This is a genomic window from Flavobacterium tistrianum (genome assembly GCF_003254545.1).
GTDB lineage: Bacteria > Bacteroidota > Bacteroidia > Flavobacteriales > Flavobacteriaceae > Flavobacterium > Flavobacterium tistrianum.
In genome coordinates this window covers 249,877-266,116 of the sequence record NZ_QJRH01000071.1, presented here as the reverse complement: position 1 = coordinate 266,116, position 16,240 = coordinate 249,877, and the positions used below count along the sequence as shown (strand labels likewise).

The following is a 16,240-nucleotide window of genomic DNA, read 5'->3' as shown; positions in this document are numbered from 1 at the left end:
TCTTAATCTGTGGCAAAAAAAATTAAAATTCTAAAGCAGTACTGTGTTTGATTTCACCCATCACAAAAATGCTATTTGTGTTTCCGATGTTTTCTATCGTTGACAGTTTGTTCATTACAAAATCCTGATAACTAGCCATATCTTGCACTAAAATCTTAAGCATAAAATCGTAATCTCCAGCAATGTTATAACATTCGATAATTTCTGGAAGCGCCACAATATCTTTCACAAAATTGCTTCCAACATTTTTAGCGTGCTCTTTTAAGCGAACATTACAAAACACCGTCATTCCGCGATTCATTTTCTGTTTGTCTAAAAGCGCTACATATTTGGTAATATAACCGTCTCTTTCGAGTCTTTTAATTCTTTCATAAACAGGTGTCACGGTTAGAAATAATTTGCTTGCTAGATCTTTTGTATTGATATTGCAATCTTCCTGAAGGTATTTCAGGATCTGCAAATCGGTTTTATCTAAGTTTTCCATAGTTTTTTTTACTGCTAGAAGTTCATTTTAAACAATTTCAAAGTAATTAAATCTTTAAAAATCTATTTCAAAAACACTTTTTACTGAAATAAACTTCAAATGTAAGTTATAAAAACCAAGAATGTAAATTTGTTCAGTAAAAAATACTGAATCAAAAATGAAAACAAACAACTTAGGTTACCCAAGAATTGGCAGCAACAGAGAACTAAAAAAAGCCAGCGAATTGTATTGGGCGGGAAAAATTTCGGCAGAAGAACTTATAGATGCTGGAAAAGAAATTCGTCTTAAAAACTGGAAATTACAAGCCGAAGCAGGAGTTGATTTAATTCCGTCTAATGATTTTTCTTTTTATGATCAAGTTTTAGATTTAACGCTAACGCTTGGAGCAATTCCGGCACGTTATCATGAATTGGCAAAAAGCAATTCGTCTCTAGATTTGTATTTTGCAATGGCAAGAGGTTCTCAAAAAAATGGACAAGATGTTGTGGCAATGGAAATGACAAAATGGTTCGACACCAACTATCATTACATTGTTCCTGAATTCACAAAGAATCAAAAGTTTGAATTGTTTTCTGAAAAAATAATCAATGAGTTCAAAGAAGCAAATTCATTAGGAATCAAAACAAAACCTGTTTTAATCGGGCCAGTTTCTTATCTTTTATTAGGAAAAGAAAAAGAAGAGGGGTTTAATAGAATTGATCTTATTGATGCTTTATTGCCTGTTTATTTCGAGATTTTAGAAAAACTGCAAGCCGAAAATGCAGAATACATTCAGTTCGACGAGCCTTTCTTAGCTTTAAATTTAACTGATAAAGAAAGAGGCGTTTTGACGAAAGTGTACAATGAAATCAACAAAAGTTTCCCAAAACTAAAAGTTGTTTTAGCTAATTATTTTGACTGTTTTGGAGAAAATCTAGGAACTGCTTTAGCACTTCCTGTTGATACTTTTCACTTAGATTTAGTTCGTTGTCCGCTTCAATTAGATGACATTTTAGAATCTGGAAAATTGGCCTTAAACGTAAATCTTTCTCTTGGAGTGGTTGACGGAAGAAATATCTGGAAAAATGATTTTAAAAAGTCTTTAGAATTAATCAAAAAAGCTACTGATGCCCTAGGAACTGATAGAATTTTGATTGCTCCTTCTTGTTCATTAATTCACAGTCCATGCGATTTAGATTTAGAAACAAACGATCAGACCTTAACTCCTGAAATCAAGCAATGGCTAGCTTTTGCTAAACAGAAAATCAGTGAAATTGTTCTTTTAAAACAATTTGCTTCAAACGAAGTGAATCCTGAAAATTCAGCTGATTACAAAGAAAATGTTTTGGCAAACGAAAACCGAAAAACTTCGAAATTAATTCATAACAACGAAGTTAAAGCACGCGTTGCTGGAATCACAGCTTCTGATGATAAACGTAAAAGCACTTTTGCATCAAGAAGAAAAAGCCAAATTGAAGCTTTAAAACTGCCTTTATTTCCAACTACAACAATCGGGTCTTTCCCTCAAACAGCAGAAGTGAGAAGCTGGAGAGCGAGATTCAAAAAAGGAGAATTAACAGCTCAGGAATACAATGATTTAATCGAAAAAGAAACCGAGGCAACCATTCGTTTTCAAGAAGAAACCGGAATCGATGTTTTAGTTCATGGTGAGTTTGAACGAAACGACATGGTAGAATATTTTGGAGAACAATTATCAGGATTTACTTTTACGAAAAACGGCTGGGTTCAGAGTTACGGAAGCCGTTGCGTGAAACCGCCAGTTATTTACGGAGACGTTTCTCGTCCGAATCCAATGACAGTAAAATGGTCACAATATGCACAATCTTTAACTCCAAAATGGGTAAAAGGAATGCTTACTGGACCTGTAACAATCCTGCAATGGTCATTTGTACGAAACGACCAGCCTCGTTCTGAAACTTGTACACAAATTGCTTTGGCTATTCGCGATGAAGTTGTCGATTTGGAAAAAGCTGGAATCAAAATCATTCAAATTGATGAGCCTGCTATTCGCGAAGGTCTTCCGCTAAGAAAAGAAGAATGGGCGAAATACTTAGATTGGGCAGTTCGTGCATTCCGAATTTCGGCAAGCGGAGTAAACGATGACACTCAAATTCATACACACATGTGTTATAGCGAATTCAACGACATCATTCAAAACATTGCCGACATGGACGCAGACGTTATTACAATCGAATGTTCACGCTCGCAAATGGAACTTTTGGATGCTTTTGCAGACTTTAAATATCCAAACGAAATTGGCCCTGGAGTTTATGACATTCACTCTCCACGCGTTCCGTCAAGCAAAGAAATGGTTCGTTTATTAGAAAAAGCTTCAGCTGTTATTCCAATTGACCAGTTGTGGGTAAATCCAGATTGCGGTTTAAAAACCCGCCATTGGGACGAAACTAAAAAAGCATTGATCGAAATGGTTGCAGCAGCTCAAGAAATGCGAACAGCAGTAGAAAATCCTGTGACTTAATTCTTTTTAAATAGTTTTTGTTTTTATGCTAGCAAATGAGGCCGAATATTAGTTATGATTCGGTTCGGCTTCATTTTGTTGGTATTTATTTTTTTAGGAGCAAGAGAATTTAATTTTCAAAACAACTTTAGTCCCGCTATACACTATATCTTTTATGGTGAACCCCACCATAAAAGGATATCGTTCCTATCGGGGCTAAATCAGAAAATCTAGTTTTCATAAGTCCCACCACAAAAAAAGCGCTCCGTTTGGAGCGCTTTCTGAAATTGAATATAAAAACTAAAGATTAGAAGTTTTTAGAGATTCCAATGCTAGCTGTTTTACCAAAGTTGAAATTAAATCTGCTAACATCTGGACCGTTGTTATCATAATTTAAAGTTTCGTATCCTAAACCACCAATGCTAAAGTTAAGACCAAAACCATTTTTCATGTTAATGAAAAGAGCTGGAACTACACCAATATACATTCCATCTGCTTTGTATTTTGTGTAGTTTGATCCAACGTAATCTTTTTCAGTTTGATTTTGGAAACCAGCTCCTAAATCTGCGAATACTGAGAAAGTTTGGCTTAATGGCATTGTGTAACGTACAAATGCACCAAATTTAGAACTGTTTGTTTTGTATTCGTTTACACCTTGATCATCTTTTGAAGAAGCAACTGTAAACTCACCTCCAACTGTCCAGTTTTCGTGAAATTGGTAACCTACTTTTGGAGAAAAAGCAAATTCGTTTGATTTTCTTTCAGCATTACCGAAATCTCTTGTTTCAGAAGAATAAGAGATGTTACCACCTACTAATACTGTTCCTTTTTGTGCGTTTGCAAAACTGCAGATAGCTAAAGCAGCCATCACTAGAATTTTTTTCATGATTTGGATTTTATTTTAATTTTAGCATTCCCTTAACAATAACGATGCCGTGAATGCTGGGCTGTCCAATTTTTTTATAATTACTTTAAGAGATAAATTTTTAGCAATCGAAACTATTTCTAGTTACTTTTGTAACAAATAAAAAGTCATGTCGATAGAAGTAAACAGTATATCAAAAAGTTACGGAGAGCAAAAAGCTTTAAATGAAATTTCTTTTAAAATTGAAAAAGGAGAAATCGTAGGATTTCTTGGTCCAAACGGAGCTGGAAAATCTACTTTGATGAAAATTTTGACCACTTATTTACTTGCCAATAGTGGCTCAGCCCTTGTAAATGGTCACGATGTCATGACAAACGCAAAAGAAGTCCAACGTTCTATTGGGTATTTACCAGAACACAATCCTTTATATTTGGATCTGTATGTTCGTGAGTATTTGGCTTTTAATGCCGATGTTTACAACGTGCCAAAATCAAGAATTGAAGAAGTAATTCAACTGACAGGACTGACACCAGAAAGCCATAAAAAGATTGGAGAGCTTTCTAAAGGATACCGCCAACGTGTTGGATTGGCAAATGCTTTGCTTCATGATCCAGAAGTTTTAATTTTGGACGAACCAACTACAGGTCTGGATCCGAATCAGTTAATGGAAATTCGTAATGTGATTAAAAATGCGGGGAAAAATAAAACAGTTTTTTTATCCACACACATTATGCAAGAAGTTGAAGCAATTTGTGATCGTGTCATAATTATTGACAAAGGACAAATTGTTGCCGACAATAAATTAGACCATTTAGTAACTGCCGATAAAGAGCAAGTTATTGAAGTAGAGTTTGATTACAAAGTTGAAGAACAGCTTTTGGCTAGACTAGAAAATATTTCTTCGTACGTAAATACTCATGACATGACATGGGAGCTGACTTTTGTTACAGACAAAGATATGCGTCCTGCTATTTTTGACTTTGCCAACGAAAATGGGTTAAAGACTTTACAATTGAATCAAAAAAATAAAAATCTGGAAGCTGTTTTTAGAGAAATCACAAAATAAGTTATTCAGTTTTTCAATAGAAAAGCGGTTTGTTTTATAAAAAACAGACCGCTTTTTTATTTCACATCATAGTCCTTTTCTTTACAAATCAACAAACTAGAGGTTTTTCGTAAAAAATAATTACTATTTTTATTTAGACTTGTTATAAATAATATTATATTTGGCAAATCAAATTTTGAATGCCACGATAAGTCATGCATACTTCTTCTATAGAAACAATTGCATTTACATACCGCATATAAATTTCGTTCTTTAAATACCTTGTTTTTTGTTTTTTTTGTGTTAGTCAAGAGCCTGTTCCTTCAAACAGGCTCTTCTACTTTTATAAGGTTTATAATTCTGAAAGCACTTCTCGCATTTCTTCAATTACAAGTTTTACATCATCTTCTGTAGTTCTCCAATTCACAAAAGAAGCTCTAATTCCCTTTTTATTTTGATAAACGGTCGGAGTCATAAATACTTTTCCAGTATCATTCAAAGCAGACAAAAATTGAGTTACTTTTTCCTGATTGTGTTCTCCTTTCAGCGTAAAGCAGACATTATTAAGACGAATTGGCGCTAACAGCTCAAAATCATTTTCTATTAAGGCATTTCCAAAATGCAAAGCCAATGCTGTACTATCTTCGATAATGTCTTTAAAACCTTCTTTTCCGTAGGCTTTAAGGGAAAACCATACGGGTAACGCACGCAAACGGCGTGAATTTTCAGGAAGCACATTCAAATAATTAAAATTCTCCAACGGATTGCCTAAATAGGGCGCATTTGAATTCTGAAAGGTTTCAATCTGAAGATTAATGTGTTCTTTTTTAATTAAATAAAAAGCGCTTTCATAAGGCACATTTAGCCATTTATGGCAGTCAATAGTAATACTGTCTGCGCCATCCCAGCCTTTTACATAATGCTTGTATTTTTCTGAAACGGCAGCAAATCCACCAAAAGCACCATCAATATGCCACCAGAAATTGTATTTTTCTTTTAATGCTGCAATGGCTTCAAAATCATCAAAATCGGCAGTATTTACCGTTCCTGCACTCGAAATCAAAATAAAAGGTTTTCCGTTTAAAGCTTTGATTTTTTCTTCTAAATCGGCAATATCCAAAGCTTCACGATTACCTTCAATTGTTTTTACAACCGTATAATTCTGGCTTCCAATTCCTAAAAGTGACAAACATTTTATAGAAGATGAATGCGGTGTTGCTGTTAAGATAGTAATTGGTTCTGAAATTCCGTTTTTAGCAAAATCTTTTCCTAACTGCTTCCCAAACCATTGTCTTGCAACGGCAAGAGAAGTAAAGTTTGACATTGTAGCACCAGTAACAAATCCGCCTAAAAAAGAATCAGGAAGTTCTAATAATTGCAATAATAAATTGATGGTTTCGAATTCTATTAATGCTGAATTTCCGCCTTGAGATGTTACTGATTGTGTATTTTGATCATAAACCGATGCCAGCCAATCTCCCACAATAGATGCCGGTGTTGAACCGCCTGTCACAAATCCCCAATATCTCGGCCCAGAAGAAGAAACCATCAATGGAGCCAGTCTCTCATTAAATTCCTTTAAAGCTTCTATAGATCCTAAACCTAATTCGTTTAAAACGGTTTTAGTATCAATTGAATAAGTATTGGACGTTGGAACGTTATCAATATTATTAAGGAAATCAATTCCTTGCTGTTTTGTTTTTTCTAAGATATTCTCAAAATTATTGAGATCGTGCTGTAATTTTGAATTCATATTATATAGTTGTTTACATCACGCATTGTCAGGCTGAGAGAAGTCGAAGCCATTCAACACGAGAAATGTTGCTTTTAGTGTTTATTTAAAGTATTGGAAATTTATAGAGTAGCTACCACTTTGTCTTTTCGGAGAATCTAGAAACCATCATAGAGCAGATTACATCTCCGTTAGCATTTAATAAAGTAGCAATTGGATCAACCAATGTTCCCAGAATCATGGCAACTGGAAGCGCCTGTTCCATAGGAAAACCATAAACTGTTATGGCTAAAATTTCTCCAATATAGCCTCCGTTCGGGATTCCGCCTTCGACAATTGAAACGATAACTGTAATTCCGAGTGCCAAAAGAATTGTCATCGGATCTGAAAAATCTTTACCAAACATGGCAAATAAAAAAGTTATTTTTAAGATAGATGACATACTCGACCCATCTTTGTGCAAAGGCGCTCCAAGCGGAATTACCAAATTACGCACATGAGCCGGAATTCCCATTTTTTCTGCTGCTGCTAAATTGGCTGGAATAGTCGCAATACTGCTGCAGGTTCCAACTGCTGTTAGAGAAGGCATTATATTATTGCTCCAAAAAACTTTAAAAGCTCTTTTTCCGCCAGCAACAAGTGCATATAGACTAAAGAAAGTAAAGAAATAAAACACGCAAGCAGCATAATAAACTGCCATTGGTTTCGCATAAACTCCAAGTAATTGCGGTCCGAAAACTCCAACTTGATAAGCAAAATAAGCACCTAAACCAATAGGCGCAAATTTCATGATAATGTTTAGAAGCTGTTTCATCACCTCGTTTCCTGAATCGAGAAAACTCTTGAAAGCGCTTCCTTTTTCTCCTGATTGCAATGTGGCGAAACCAACTAAAAAAGAGAAAATAATTAATGCCAACATACTTTTTCGAGACAATAATTCGAAGAAATCATTGGCTGTAAGCAGTTTCGCAATTTGTTCTCCTGCCGATCCTGAGGTTACTTCTTCAAACGGAACTTTGGCAATTGCAATATCTTCATGTATCGGAAAAAGATAAACAGCGCAAATCATCACAATTGCTGAAATCAGAATTGTTGCCAGAAAAACCAATATCATTATGATAAAGAGTTTTCCAAGCTTTTCTGTACGTTCCAAATTCGCAACAGAAGAACCAATCGTAAAAAAAATAAGCGGAATAATCGCTGTGAAAAGTAAATTCAGAAAAATATCACCAAGTGGTTTTATGATCAAAACATCTTCTCCAAATACTAAACCAAAAATACTTCCGATTATAATACCGCCAAGAAGCCATAAAATACTGCTGTAACTCTGCAAAAAATTGATTTTCTTCACTTCCATAGTGTAGAGAATTATAATTCAGAAGGGTTAATAATAAAAAATGAAAGTACTCAAAAAAAGATTGCGAAAATTGATTCGTTACTTTTCCAAAACAATCGTAGTAAAAACCCTTTCAGCAAGTTCGCCTGTTTTGCTTTTTACTTGTTCTGTCTGACTTTCAATATAAACAATTTTAAAAGCTGTTTTTTCAATTAGTTTTTGTGCTTTTTCTGTGTTGTAAAGCTCAAATTCAAATTGAGTAAATGGAAGTTGCTTCATGAAATCTTCCTGTGCAAAAGTTACACAGAAATTTCCATTTGGCTTTAGAACCCTATAAATTTCTGAAAGCAATTCTTCAGGCTTCTGCCAGAAATAAATAGTGTTTACAGTAAATATTTTATCGAATAATCCATCCTCAAACGGAATCGTATTTCCGTCATAAAGCGAAAAGAAAGCTTGTTTTTGAGAAACAAAATTTCGATTGATCTGGCGCGCTTCCTGAAACATCAGTTCCGACATTTCCAGTCCGTAGTATTTTAGTTTTTCTGCTTGTTCAAACAGAAACTCAACGTGTCCTGCATTTCCGTGGCCTAATTCCAGAATTCTGTTTTCGCTAGATATATTTAGATTTTTAATGGAATGTTTGGTCATATTGATGTTCGTTTCGTTCATCATATTGGCCATTTCAATTCCTTTTTCTCCCGATGGATGTTTTAATTGAGAGGCTATGGCTTGTAGTTCTTCTTGTTTCATAATGGGTATTTTTAAATTCCAATTAATCCCGATAGCTATCGGGACCAAATCCCAACTTTTTTGTCATTACGAGGAACGAGGAATCACACTAGAAACTCCACAAAGTAGATCGCCAATCTTTGTCGAAACCCGAGTGAGATTCCTCGTTCCTCGGAATGACAAACTATACTTGAACAACTTTGTCAAAGTTTAAAACTTTGACAAAGTTCCTCGCAAAGACTTTAAAATACTTGACTTGCAATCTGGCGAATATTCTCCGATTTTCCCATTGAATAATAGTGTAAAAACGGAACTCCAGCTGCTTTTAATTCTAATGACTGCTGAATCGCCCACTCTATTCCAACTTGTTTAATTTCAGCGTTATTTTTGCATTTATCTACAGCATCGATTAAATCTTCTGGTAAATCGATTCTGAAAATCTGTGGCAGAACCTGTAAGTGTCTTTGAACAGCAATTGGTTTAATTCCAGGAATAATCGGAATCGTAATTCCCATTTCCCTTGCTTTTTCTACAAAGGCAAAATATTTAGCGTTGTCAAAAAACATTTGTGTTACTACGTAATCTGCTCCTGCGTCTACTTTTTCTTTTAATCTTTTTAAATCTGACTGTAAAGATGGTGATTCTAAATGTTTTTCAGGATAACCCGCAACACCAATACAGAAATCCGCTTTGTTGTCAGCATCCATTACTTCATGAAGATATTTTCCGCAGTTCAAATCGTTGATTTGTTTTACCAAATCAATTGCGTAGTGATTTCCTCCTGCTTTTGGCACAAAAGACTGTTCGTCTTTCATAGCGTCTCCGCGAAGTGCCATTACGTTGTTGATTCCTAAATAATGACAGTCAACCAGCATGTACTCGGTTTCTTCTTTAGTGAAACCACCGCAAAGCAAATGCGGAACAGTATCTACATTGTATTTATGTTTTATAGAAGCGCAAATTCCAAGCGTTCCCGGACGCATACGAGTCAGCTTTTTGTCCAAAAGTCCATTACCGCGGTCAATGTAAATATACTCCTCGCGAGAAGTTGTTACATCAATAAACGGCGGATTAAACTCCATCAACGGATCAATATTGTCGTATAATTCCTGAATGCTTTTACCTTTTTGAGGCGGAATAATTTCAAACGAGAATAATGTTCTTCCTTTGGCCTTTTCTATATGTTCTGTTACTTTCATTTCTTTTTTTGTTTCAGGTTTCAGGTTTAAAGTTTCAAGTTGCTGTAGAGAACTTGAAACCTGAAACCTGAAACTAAAATAACTTTTTCGTTAATCTGCTATATTAGGGTTTAACCATTTCATTGCGTAATCAAGCGGTACATTTCGGCGTTTGGCGTAATCTGTCACCTGATCTTCTTTTATTTTTCCTAGTCCGAAATAACGGCTTTTTGGGTTTCCGAAATAATATCCTGAAACCGATGAAGCTGGCCACATCGCCATACTTTCTGTCAACTTCACTCCTATTTGTTTTTCAACATCTAAAAGCTTCCAGATTGTTGGTTTTTCCAAGTGATCTGGACAAGCCGGATAACCTGGAGCCGGACGAATTCCTTTATAGCTTTCTTTAATCAATTCTTCGTTGGTTAAAGATTCTTCGCTGTCATAACCCCAGAAATCTTTACGCACTCGCTCGTGAAGATATTCGGCGAAAGCCTCAGCAAAACGATCGGCAAGCGCTTTCACCATAATCGAATTATAATCGTCTAAATTCTTTTCATATTCCGCTGCCCATTCGTCAACACCAAAACCTGTCGTTACGCAGAAAGCTCCCATATAATCTTCTATTCCGCTTTCTTTTGGTAGAATAAAATCAGCTAAAGCGATGTTTGGTGCGCCTTTCGTTTTTTGCGACTGCTGACGAAGCGTTAAGAATTTCTCTAGAACTTTTCCGTTTTCATCACGCAATTCGATATCGTCGTCATTTACCTGATTTGCAGGGAAAATTCCGTAAATACCTTTTGCTTTTAGTTTTTTCTCTTCTAAAATTACTTTTAGCATTGCCTGAGCATCGTTAAAAACTGAAGTCGCTTCTTTACCCACAACTTCATCAGTCAAAATTGCTGGATATTTTCCGTACAATTCCCAAGTTTGGAAAAATGGCGTCCAGTCAATATACGGAACCAAAACATCCAATTCTACTTCGATGGTTTGTGCGCCAATTACTTTTGGTTTAACTGGAGTATATTCAGACCAATCCAATGGTAATTTATTTTTACGAGCATCTTCAATCGTCAAGAAGTTTTTATCTCTTGAACGATTTAAAAATGTTTCTCTAAACGAGTCATATTCTGCACGAATATCTGCAGCATATATTTTTCTATTATGATCTAATAGGTTTCCGGCAACGGTAACGGCTCTTGAAGCATCGTTAACGTGAATTACGGTTTCTCTGTATTGAGGTGCAATTTTTACAGCTGTATGCGCACGCGAAGTTGTTGCTCCACCAATCATAATCGGGATTTTAATATCTTGTTTGTCTAATTCTTTGGCCAAATACACCATTTCGTCAAGCGAAGGTGTGATCAGTCCGCTTAAACCTATGATATCCACTTCATGTTCAATTGCAGCCGAAATAATTTTCTCTGGAGGAACCATTACTCCTAAATCTACAATCTCATAATTATTACATGCCAAAACCACCGAAACGATGTTTTTACCAATATCGTGAACGTCACCTTTTACAGTCGCCATCAGGATTTTTCCGTTTCCTTGTTTATCACCGGCTTGTTTGCTGGCTTCGATAAAAGGCAATAAATAAGCAACCGCTTTTTTCATTACACGAGCCGATTTCACCACCTGAGGCAGGAACATTTTTCCACTTCCGAATAAATCTCCAACTACATTCATTCCGGCCATTAAGTTGATCTCGATAACTTCGATTGGCTTTGTTGCGGCTAAACGTGCTTCTTCAACATCTTCTTCAATAAAAGTATCAATTCCTTTTACCAATGAATGCGTAATACGATCTTGAACCGATCCTAAACGCCACTCTTGAACCGCTTTTTCATCTGTTTTTGCTTCACCTTTTACACTTTCAGCAAAATCCAAAAGTCTTTCGGTTGCGTCGTCTCGTCTGTCCAGAATTACGTCTTCAACGTATTCTAATAAGTCTTTCGGAATATCATCATAAATCGTAAGCATCTCTGGATTCACGATTCCCATTGTCATTCCGTTTTTAATGGCATGGTATAAGAAAACCGAGTGCATTGCTTCACGAACCGTATCGTTTCCTCTAAAAGAGAACGAAACGTTACTCACTCCACCACTGATGTGCGCGTGCGGAAGGTTATCACGAACCCATTTTGTTCCTCTAAAGAAATCCAATGCGTTCAATCTGTGCTCTTCCATTCCCGTTGCAACTGGGAAAATGTTTAAATCGAAAATAATATCCTGCGGGGGAAAATCTACTTTGTTCACCAAAATATCATACGAACGCTGACAGATCTCCACTCGACGATCGTAATTATCAGCCTGACCAACTTCGTCAAAAGCCATAACAATCGCTGCCGCTCCGTAACGTTTGATTAATTTAGCGTGGTGAATAAAAGCTTCTTCTCCTTCTTTTAACGAAATAGAGTTTACAACGCTTTTTCCCTGAACTACTTTAAGACCAGCTTCAATGATTTCCCATTTCGAACTGTCGATCATAATCGGTACTCTCGAAATGTCTGGTTCTGCCGCAATTAAATTCAAAAATTTAGTCATTGCTGTAACACCGTCAAGCATTCCTTCATCCATATTAATATCGATGATTTGCGCTCCTCCTTCTACCTGCTGTCTTGCAATATCAAGTGCCTCGTCGTATTTCTCTTCCTTGATTAATCTTAGGAATTTTCTTGAACCTGTTACGTTTGTACGCTCACCCACATTCACGAAAACACTTTCCGGCGTAATAATCAACGGTTCTAATCCTGATAATACAAGGTCTCTTCTTTTTTCTGTCATTTCTTTTTAAAGTTACTGAGATTCTAAGATGCTTAGATTCTGAGTTTTTTTTTATTCTATATTTTTTAGGTCTATAAACCTGTAATCTTTTTATTATTTTGGGCGTGTTTCGCCGCGGCGAACCGGGCTATCCGTTACAAGTCCTCGCACTTCCTTCGTCAGGCTGTGGGCTTTTCACTTCTATCCCTCACGCAAACTCGGTTTCATAAGAAATTCATTCTATTTGATTCTCTTAATTACCCCCTTTATATTCAATTTGCCAGTTAAGGCTATCTAATTTTTCAAGAGTGATATAATACTTTTTACTGTAAATATTTTTAGCAAATATTGTTTTCCAGCCGTATTTATCTACACTATTCTTTTCTACAATAAACAACCTTGCTTTTTTATCTTCTAATCTTTGAAAATAATTATCCCAATATCTCGGTCTATCGCTATTAGCAATCATTTTTCCGCTCATGATTTCCTCAAAAACAAATGGAGCATCATAATCCCCTCTTTTACTTTCATTAAAATCATCTTGATATTCATAATAAAAGCCTGAATCATTCATACTATCATTTTCAGATAGAATGCTATATATTATTTTATCAGAACTATTTTTAACAATCAGTTCTCTTGTATCTAACTTATCACAAGAACAAAAATTTAGTAAAATAAAAACTAGAAGAATTTTACTTGCTTTTAGCATAATTTTTTATTTGTACAGAATTTTCTAAATTATTCAAAAACAGGCGCAACTCTCGGCTTATAATCCTTCGCAACCTCAGCCATTAATCGAATATGATCTGGTGTTGTTCCGCAACAACCTCCGATGATATTAATTAAATTGTCTTCTAAATATTCTCTAATAAAAGCCTGGGTTTGTTCTGGTGTTTCATCGTATTGCCCGAAAGCGTTTGGCAATCCTGCGTTTGGATGCGCCGAAACATTAAAACTTGTATTGTGCGCTAATGTTTTTAAATACGGTTTCAACAAATCGGCTCCAAGGGCACAATTGAATCCTACACTTAGCAACGGAATATGCGAAACTGAAATCAAAAACGCTTCAACTGTTTGTCCAGAAAGTGTTCTTCCTGAAGCATCGGTAATCGTTCCTGAAACCATGATTGGAATATCCAGATTACGTTCTTCCTTTACTTCTTCGATGGCAAAAAGTGCTGCTTTTGCATTTAATGTATCGAAAATCGTTTCTACTAAAAGTAAATCACAGCCGCCGTCCATTAAAGCTTCTGCTTGTTGTTTGTAAGCAATTCGCAAATCGTCAAATGTTACAGCTCTGTAACCCGGATCGTTTACGTCTGGCGACATACTTGCCGTACGGTTTGTCGGGCCAATTGAACCGGCTACGAAACGTGGTTTTTCCGGATTTTTTGCGGTAAACTCATCGGCAACCTCGCGTGCAAGTTTTGCCGATTCGTAGTTTAACTCGTAAACCAAATCTTCCATGTGATAATCGGCCATACCGATTGTCGTTCCTGAAAAGGTATTGGTTTCTACGATGTCAGCACCTGCTTCAAAATAAGCGGCATGAACATCGCGGATTGCTTGTGGTTGTGTTAGGGATAGTAAATCGTTGTTTCCTTTTAACGGATGCGGGAAATCTTTAAAACGCTCTCCTCTGAAATCTTCTTCTGAGAAATTGTAGCGTTGCAACATTGTTCCCATTGCTCCGTCAAGGATTAGGATATTTTTTTTTATTGCTTCTTGTATCGTAATTGCCATGTTGTAATTGCCGCTAAGGCGCTAAGGCACAAAGCTTTTTTAATTATAATTTTGAAGGCTCTATTTAAACCCGACAGGTTTTAAAAACCTGTCGGGTTTAACCTTCGATATTTTTTTACTTTAATTCCAAAAACTCACTATTGCTGGCTCATTAGCCCCGATGGAAGCAAATATCCTTTTATTCTGGGGTTCAGAATAAAAGATATTTGTGTACAGCGGGAACTATTGACTGCAAAAATGCGCCAATGATTCGCTCCTTCTACTGAATTGCTTCGGTAAATATTGTATGTTGTCTGGAAAAGTTTTGAGAAATACTTGTAATGTATTTGTGTTATCTATCTTTAATACTTGAAAATTAGTAAAAAGTAGAATTTAGCACCTTCTTTATGATAAAGGGTTGCTAAGGTTTCATTGGGTCTATCCCTCCGCCTTTCGTGATAACGAACAATAATTTTAAGAACAGTGCAAAGGTATGAAATAGGGTTTCGATTTGCAAATGTTTTTTTTCTAAGGTGCTGAGGGACTAAGATGCTAAGGTTCTAAGTTTTTATTAAGATGCTGAGACTCTAAGACACTGAGTTTCTAAGTTTTTTTTTTAGCTTCTGTTTTTGAAATATAGCCCGCGGTTTCAACCGCGGGACCGTATTGTGATTATGCGATGCGTTTATTCGTTGTCTTCCAGTGGTTGAAACCACTGGCTATGTTTTATATACTTTGCTAAAAAATAAAGCTCAAACTTTTTCAAGTTTGAGCTTTCTATATAAAAATCTTAGTGTCTTAGAAACTCAGTATCTCAGCAACTTAGACTATCGCTTTAACAACCGCTTTTGGAGCCTCTTTACGAGTTCCGTCGAAACCGTCTACTCCAGAAACTGTTGTATATTTCAATACGTATTTTTTACCTGGATTGATGATTGAGTAAGCAGCCTGGCACATTAAAGTTGCTTCGTGGAATCCGCAAAGAATCAACTTTAATTTTCCTGGGTATGTGTTTACGTCTCCAATGGCGAAGATTCCTGGAATGTTCGTTTGGTAATCTAATGCATTGTTTACTTTAATGGCATTTTTCTCGATTTCTAATCCCCAGTCTCCAATTGGACCTAATTTTGGCGTTAATCCGAAAAGCGGAATGAAATAATCGCAGTCGATTTTACGGTGTGCGCCGTTTTCTTCGATATCTAATGACTCTACGCGCTCTGCTCCGTTGATTCCAACAACTTCTGCAGGAGTGATTAATTTGATCTTTCCTGCTGATTTTAATTCCTGTACTTTTTCTACAGAATCTAAAGCTCCTCTGAATTCGTTTCTTCTGTGAATTAAAGTTACTTCTGAAGCTACATTTGCTAAGAAAATTGACCAGTCTAACGCTGAATCTCCTCCTCCTGCAATTACAACTCTTTTATCTCTGAATTTCTCAGGATTTTTGATGAAGTATTTTACTCCTTTATCTTCATAAAACTCGATATCTTCGATAAGTGGTTTACGAGGCTCGAAACTTCCTAAACCTCCAGCGATTGCAATAACCGGCGCGTGGAATTTAGTTCCTTTGTTTGATGTTACAATGAAAGTTCCGTCTTCTTGCTTTTCAACTGTTTCAGCACGTTCTCCTAAAGTAAATCCTGGTTCAAATTGTTTAATTTGCTCCATTAATCCGTCAACTAAATCTCCGGCTAATACTTCTGGGAATCCAGGAATATCATAAATTGGTTTTTTTGGATATAACTCTGATAGTTGTCCTCCTGGTTGTGGAAGCGCATCTAAAATGTGGCATTTTAATTTTAGCAATCCTGCCTCAAAAACGGCAAATAAACCTGTTGGGCCTGCTCCAATTATAAGTATATCTGTTTTAATCATTATGTTGTTGTTTATAATCATTCTTAATAACGCAAAGAAACGAA

At 36.0% G+C, this 16,240-nt stretch carries 12 protein-coding genes and 1 riboswitch; of the genes, 2 read left to right on the top strand and 10 right to left on the bottom strand.

Annotated features, from left to right (window positions below):
* Positions 1–22 precede the first annotated feature (22 nt).
* Positions 23–484 carry an Lrp/AsnC family transcriptional regulator gene (locus DMB71_RS16185; protein ID WP_111367833.1) on the bottom strand — a complete coding sequence of 154 codons (462 nt, stop codon included), beginning with the start codon at positions 482–484 and terminating at the stop codon, positions 23–25.
* Between the two features lie 157 nt (positions 485–641).
* On the opposite strand from DMB71_RS16185, the gene metE reads away from it, so the two are divergent.
* On the top strand, positions 642–2,963 hold the full coding sequence (gene metE, locus DMB71_RS16180) for a 5-methyltetrahydropteroyltriglutamate--homocysteine S-methyltransferase (RefSeq protein WP_111367831.1): 2,322 nt from the start codon (positions 642–644) through the stop codon (positions 2,961–2,963).
* A gap of 286 nt (positions 2,964–3,249) precedes the next feature.
* On the opposite strand, the gene DMB71_RS16175 is transcribed toward metE, so the two are convergent.
* Positions 3,250–3,828 carry an outer membrane beta-barrel protein gene (locus tag DMB71_RS16175; protein ID WP_111367829.1) on the bottom strand — a complete coding sequence of 193 codons (579 nt, stop codon included), beginning with the start codon at positions 3,826–3,828 and terminating at the stop codon, positions 3,250–3,252.
* 148 nt (positions 3,829–3,976) lie between these two features.
* Here DMB71_RS16175 and gldA point away from each other — a divergent pair, with 148 nt between their 5' ends.
* On the top strand, positions 3,977–4,873 hold the full coding sequence (gene gldA, locus DMB71_RS16170) for a gliding motility-associated ABC transporter ATP-binding subunit GldA (protein WP_111367827.1): 897 nt from the start codon (positions 3,977–3,979) through the stop codon (positions 4,871–4,873).
* 331 nt (positions 4,874–5,204) lie between these two features.
* Here the strand turns inward: gldA and DMB71_RS16165 are convergent, their stop codons facing one another.
* The 8 genes from DMB71_RS16165 to DMB71_RS16130 all read right to left on the bottom strand — a co-directional run bounded on the left by DMB71_RS16165 (position 5,205) and on the right by DMB71_RS16130 (position 16,196).
* Positions 5,205–6,605: a pyridoxal phosphate-dependent decarboxylase family protein gene (locus tag DMB71_RS16165; protein WP_111367825.1), complete on the bottom strand. Its 1,401-nt coding sequence runs from the start codon at positions 6,603–6,605 to the stop codon at positions 5,205–5,207.
* A 112-nt stretch (positions 6,606–6,717) separates the two neighbouring features.
* The gene (locus DMB71_RS16160; RefSeq protein ID WP_111367823.1) at positions 6,718–7,941 is read right to left on the bottom strand and encodes a dicarboxylate/amino acid:cation symporter; all 1,224 of its coding nucleotides are present in this window, start codon (positions 7,939–7,941) and stop codon (positions 6,718–6,720) included.
* A gap of 78 nt (positions 7,942–8,019) precedes the next feature.
* A complete protein-coding gene (locus DMB71_RS16155; protein ID WP_111367821.1) occupies positions 8,020–8,673 on the bottom strand; it encodes a class I SAM-dependent methyltransferase in 654 nt (217 codons plus the stop codon).
* A 221-nt stretch (positions 8,674–8,894) separates the two neighbouring features.
* Positions 8,895–9,851 carry a methylenetetrahydrofolate reductase [NAD(P)H] gene (gene metF / locus DMB71_RS16150; protein WP_111367819.1) on the bottom strand — a complete coding sequence of 319 codons (957 nt, stop codon included), beginning with the start codon at positions 9,849–9,851 and terminating at the stop codon, positions 8,895–8,897.
* Between the two features lie 90 nt (positions 9,852–9,941).
* Entirely contained in the window at positions 9,942–12,617 is a 2,676-nt protein-coding gene (gene metH, locus DMB71_RS16145; RefSeq protein WP_111367817.1) for a methionine synthase, read from the bottom strand.
* Between the two features lie 232 nt (positions 12,618–12,849).
* Positions 12,850–13,308 (bottom strand): hypothetical protein, encoded by a 459-nt coding sequence (locus DMB71_RS16140; protein WP_111367815.1) that lies wholly within the window; start codon positions 13,306–13,308, stop codon positions 12,850–12,852.
* A gap of 29 nt (positions 13,309–13,337) precedes the next feature.
* Positions 13,338–14,342, bottom strand: coding sequence for a homocysteine S-methyltransferase family protein (locus DMB71_RS16135; protein ID WP_111367813.1), 1,005 nt, complete (start codon positions 14,340–14,342; stop codon positions 13,338–13,340).
* A 328-nt stretch (positions 14,343–14,670) separates the two neighbouring features.
* Positions 14,671–14,786, bottom strand: a riboswitch (SAM riboswitch).
* A gap of 357 nt (positions 14,787–15,143) precedes the next feature.
* On the bottom strand, positions 15,144–16,196 hold the full coding sequence (locus DMB71_RS16130; RefSeq protein WP_111367811.1) for an NAD(P)/FAD-dependent oxidoreductase: 1,053 nt from the start codon (positions 16,194–16,196) through the stop codon (positions 15,144–15,146).
* Between the last annotated feature and the right edge of the window lie 44 nt (positions 16,197–16,240).

Coding starts and splice junctions, on each gene's coding strand:
- metF (WP_111367819.1), bottom strand. CDS start 9,851: ATGAAAGTAACAGAACATATAGAAAAGGCCAAAGGAAGAACATTATTC.
- DMB71_RS16160 (WP_111367823.1), bottom strand. CDS start 7,941: ATGGAAGTGAAGAAAATCAATTTTTTGCAGAGTTACAGCAGTATTTTA.
- metE (WP_111367831.1), top strand. CDS start 642: ATGAAAACAAACAACTTAGGTTACCCAAGAATTGGCAGCAACAGAGAA.
- DMB71_RS16175 (WP_111367829.1), bottom strand. CDS start 3,828: ATGAAAAAAATTCTAGTGATGGCTGCTTTAGCTATCTGCAGTTTTGCA.
- metH (WP_111367817.1), bottom strand. CDS start 12,617: ATGACAGAAAAAAGAAGAGACCTTGTATTATCAGGATTAGAACCGTTG.
- DMB71_RS16185 (WP_111367833.1), bottom strand. CDS start 484: ATGGAAAACTTAGATAAAACCGATTTGCAGATCCTGAAATACCTTCAG.
- DMB71_RS16130 (WP_111367811.1), bottom strand. CDS start 16,196: ATGATTAAAACAGATATACTTATAATTGGAGCAGGCCCAACAGGTTTA.
- DMB71_RS16135 (WP_111367813.1), bottom strand. CDS start 14,342: ATGGCAATTACGATACAAGAAGCAATAAAAAAAAATATCCTAATCCTT.
- DMB71_RS16165 (WP_111367825.1), bottom strand. CDS start 6,605: ATGAATTCAAAATTACAGCACGATCTCAATAATTTTGAGAATATCTTA.
- DMB71_RS16140 (WP_111367815.1), bottom strand. CDS start 13,308: ATGCTAAAAGCAAGTAAAATTCTTCTAGTTTTTATTTTACTAAATTTT.
- DMB71_RS16155 (WP_111367821.1), bottom strand. CDS start 8,673: ATGAAACAAGAAGAACTACAAGCCATAGCCTCTCAATTAAAACATCCA.
- gldA (WP_111367827.1), top strand. CDS start 3,977: ATGTCGATAGAAGTAAACAGTATATCAAAAAGTTACGGAGAGCAAAAA.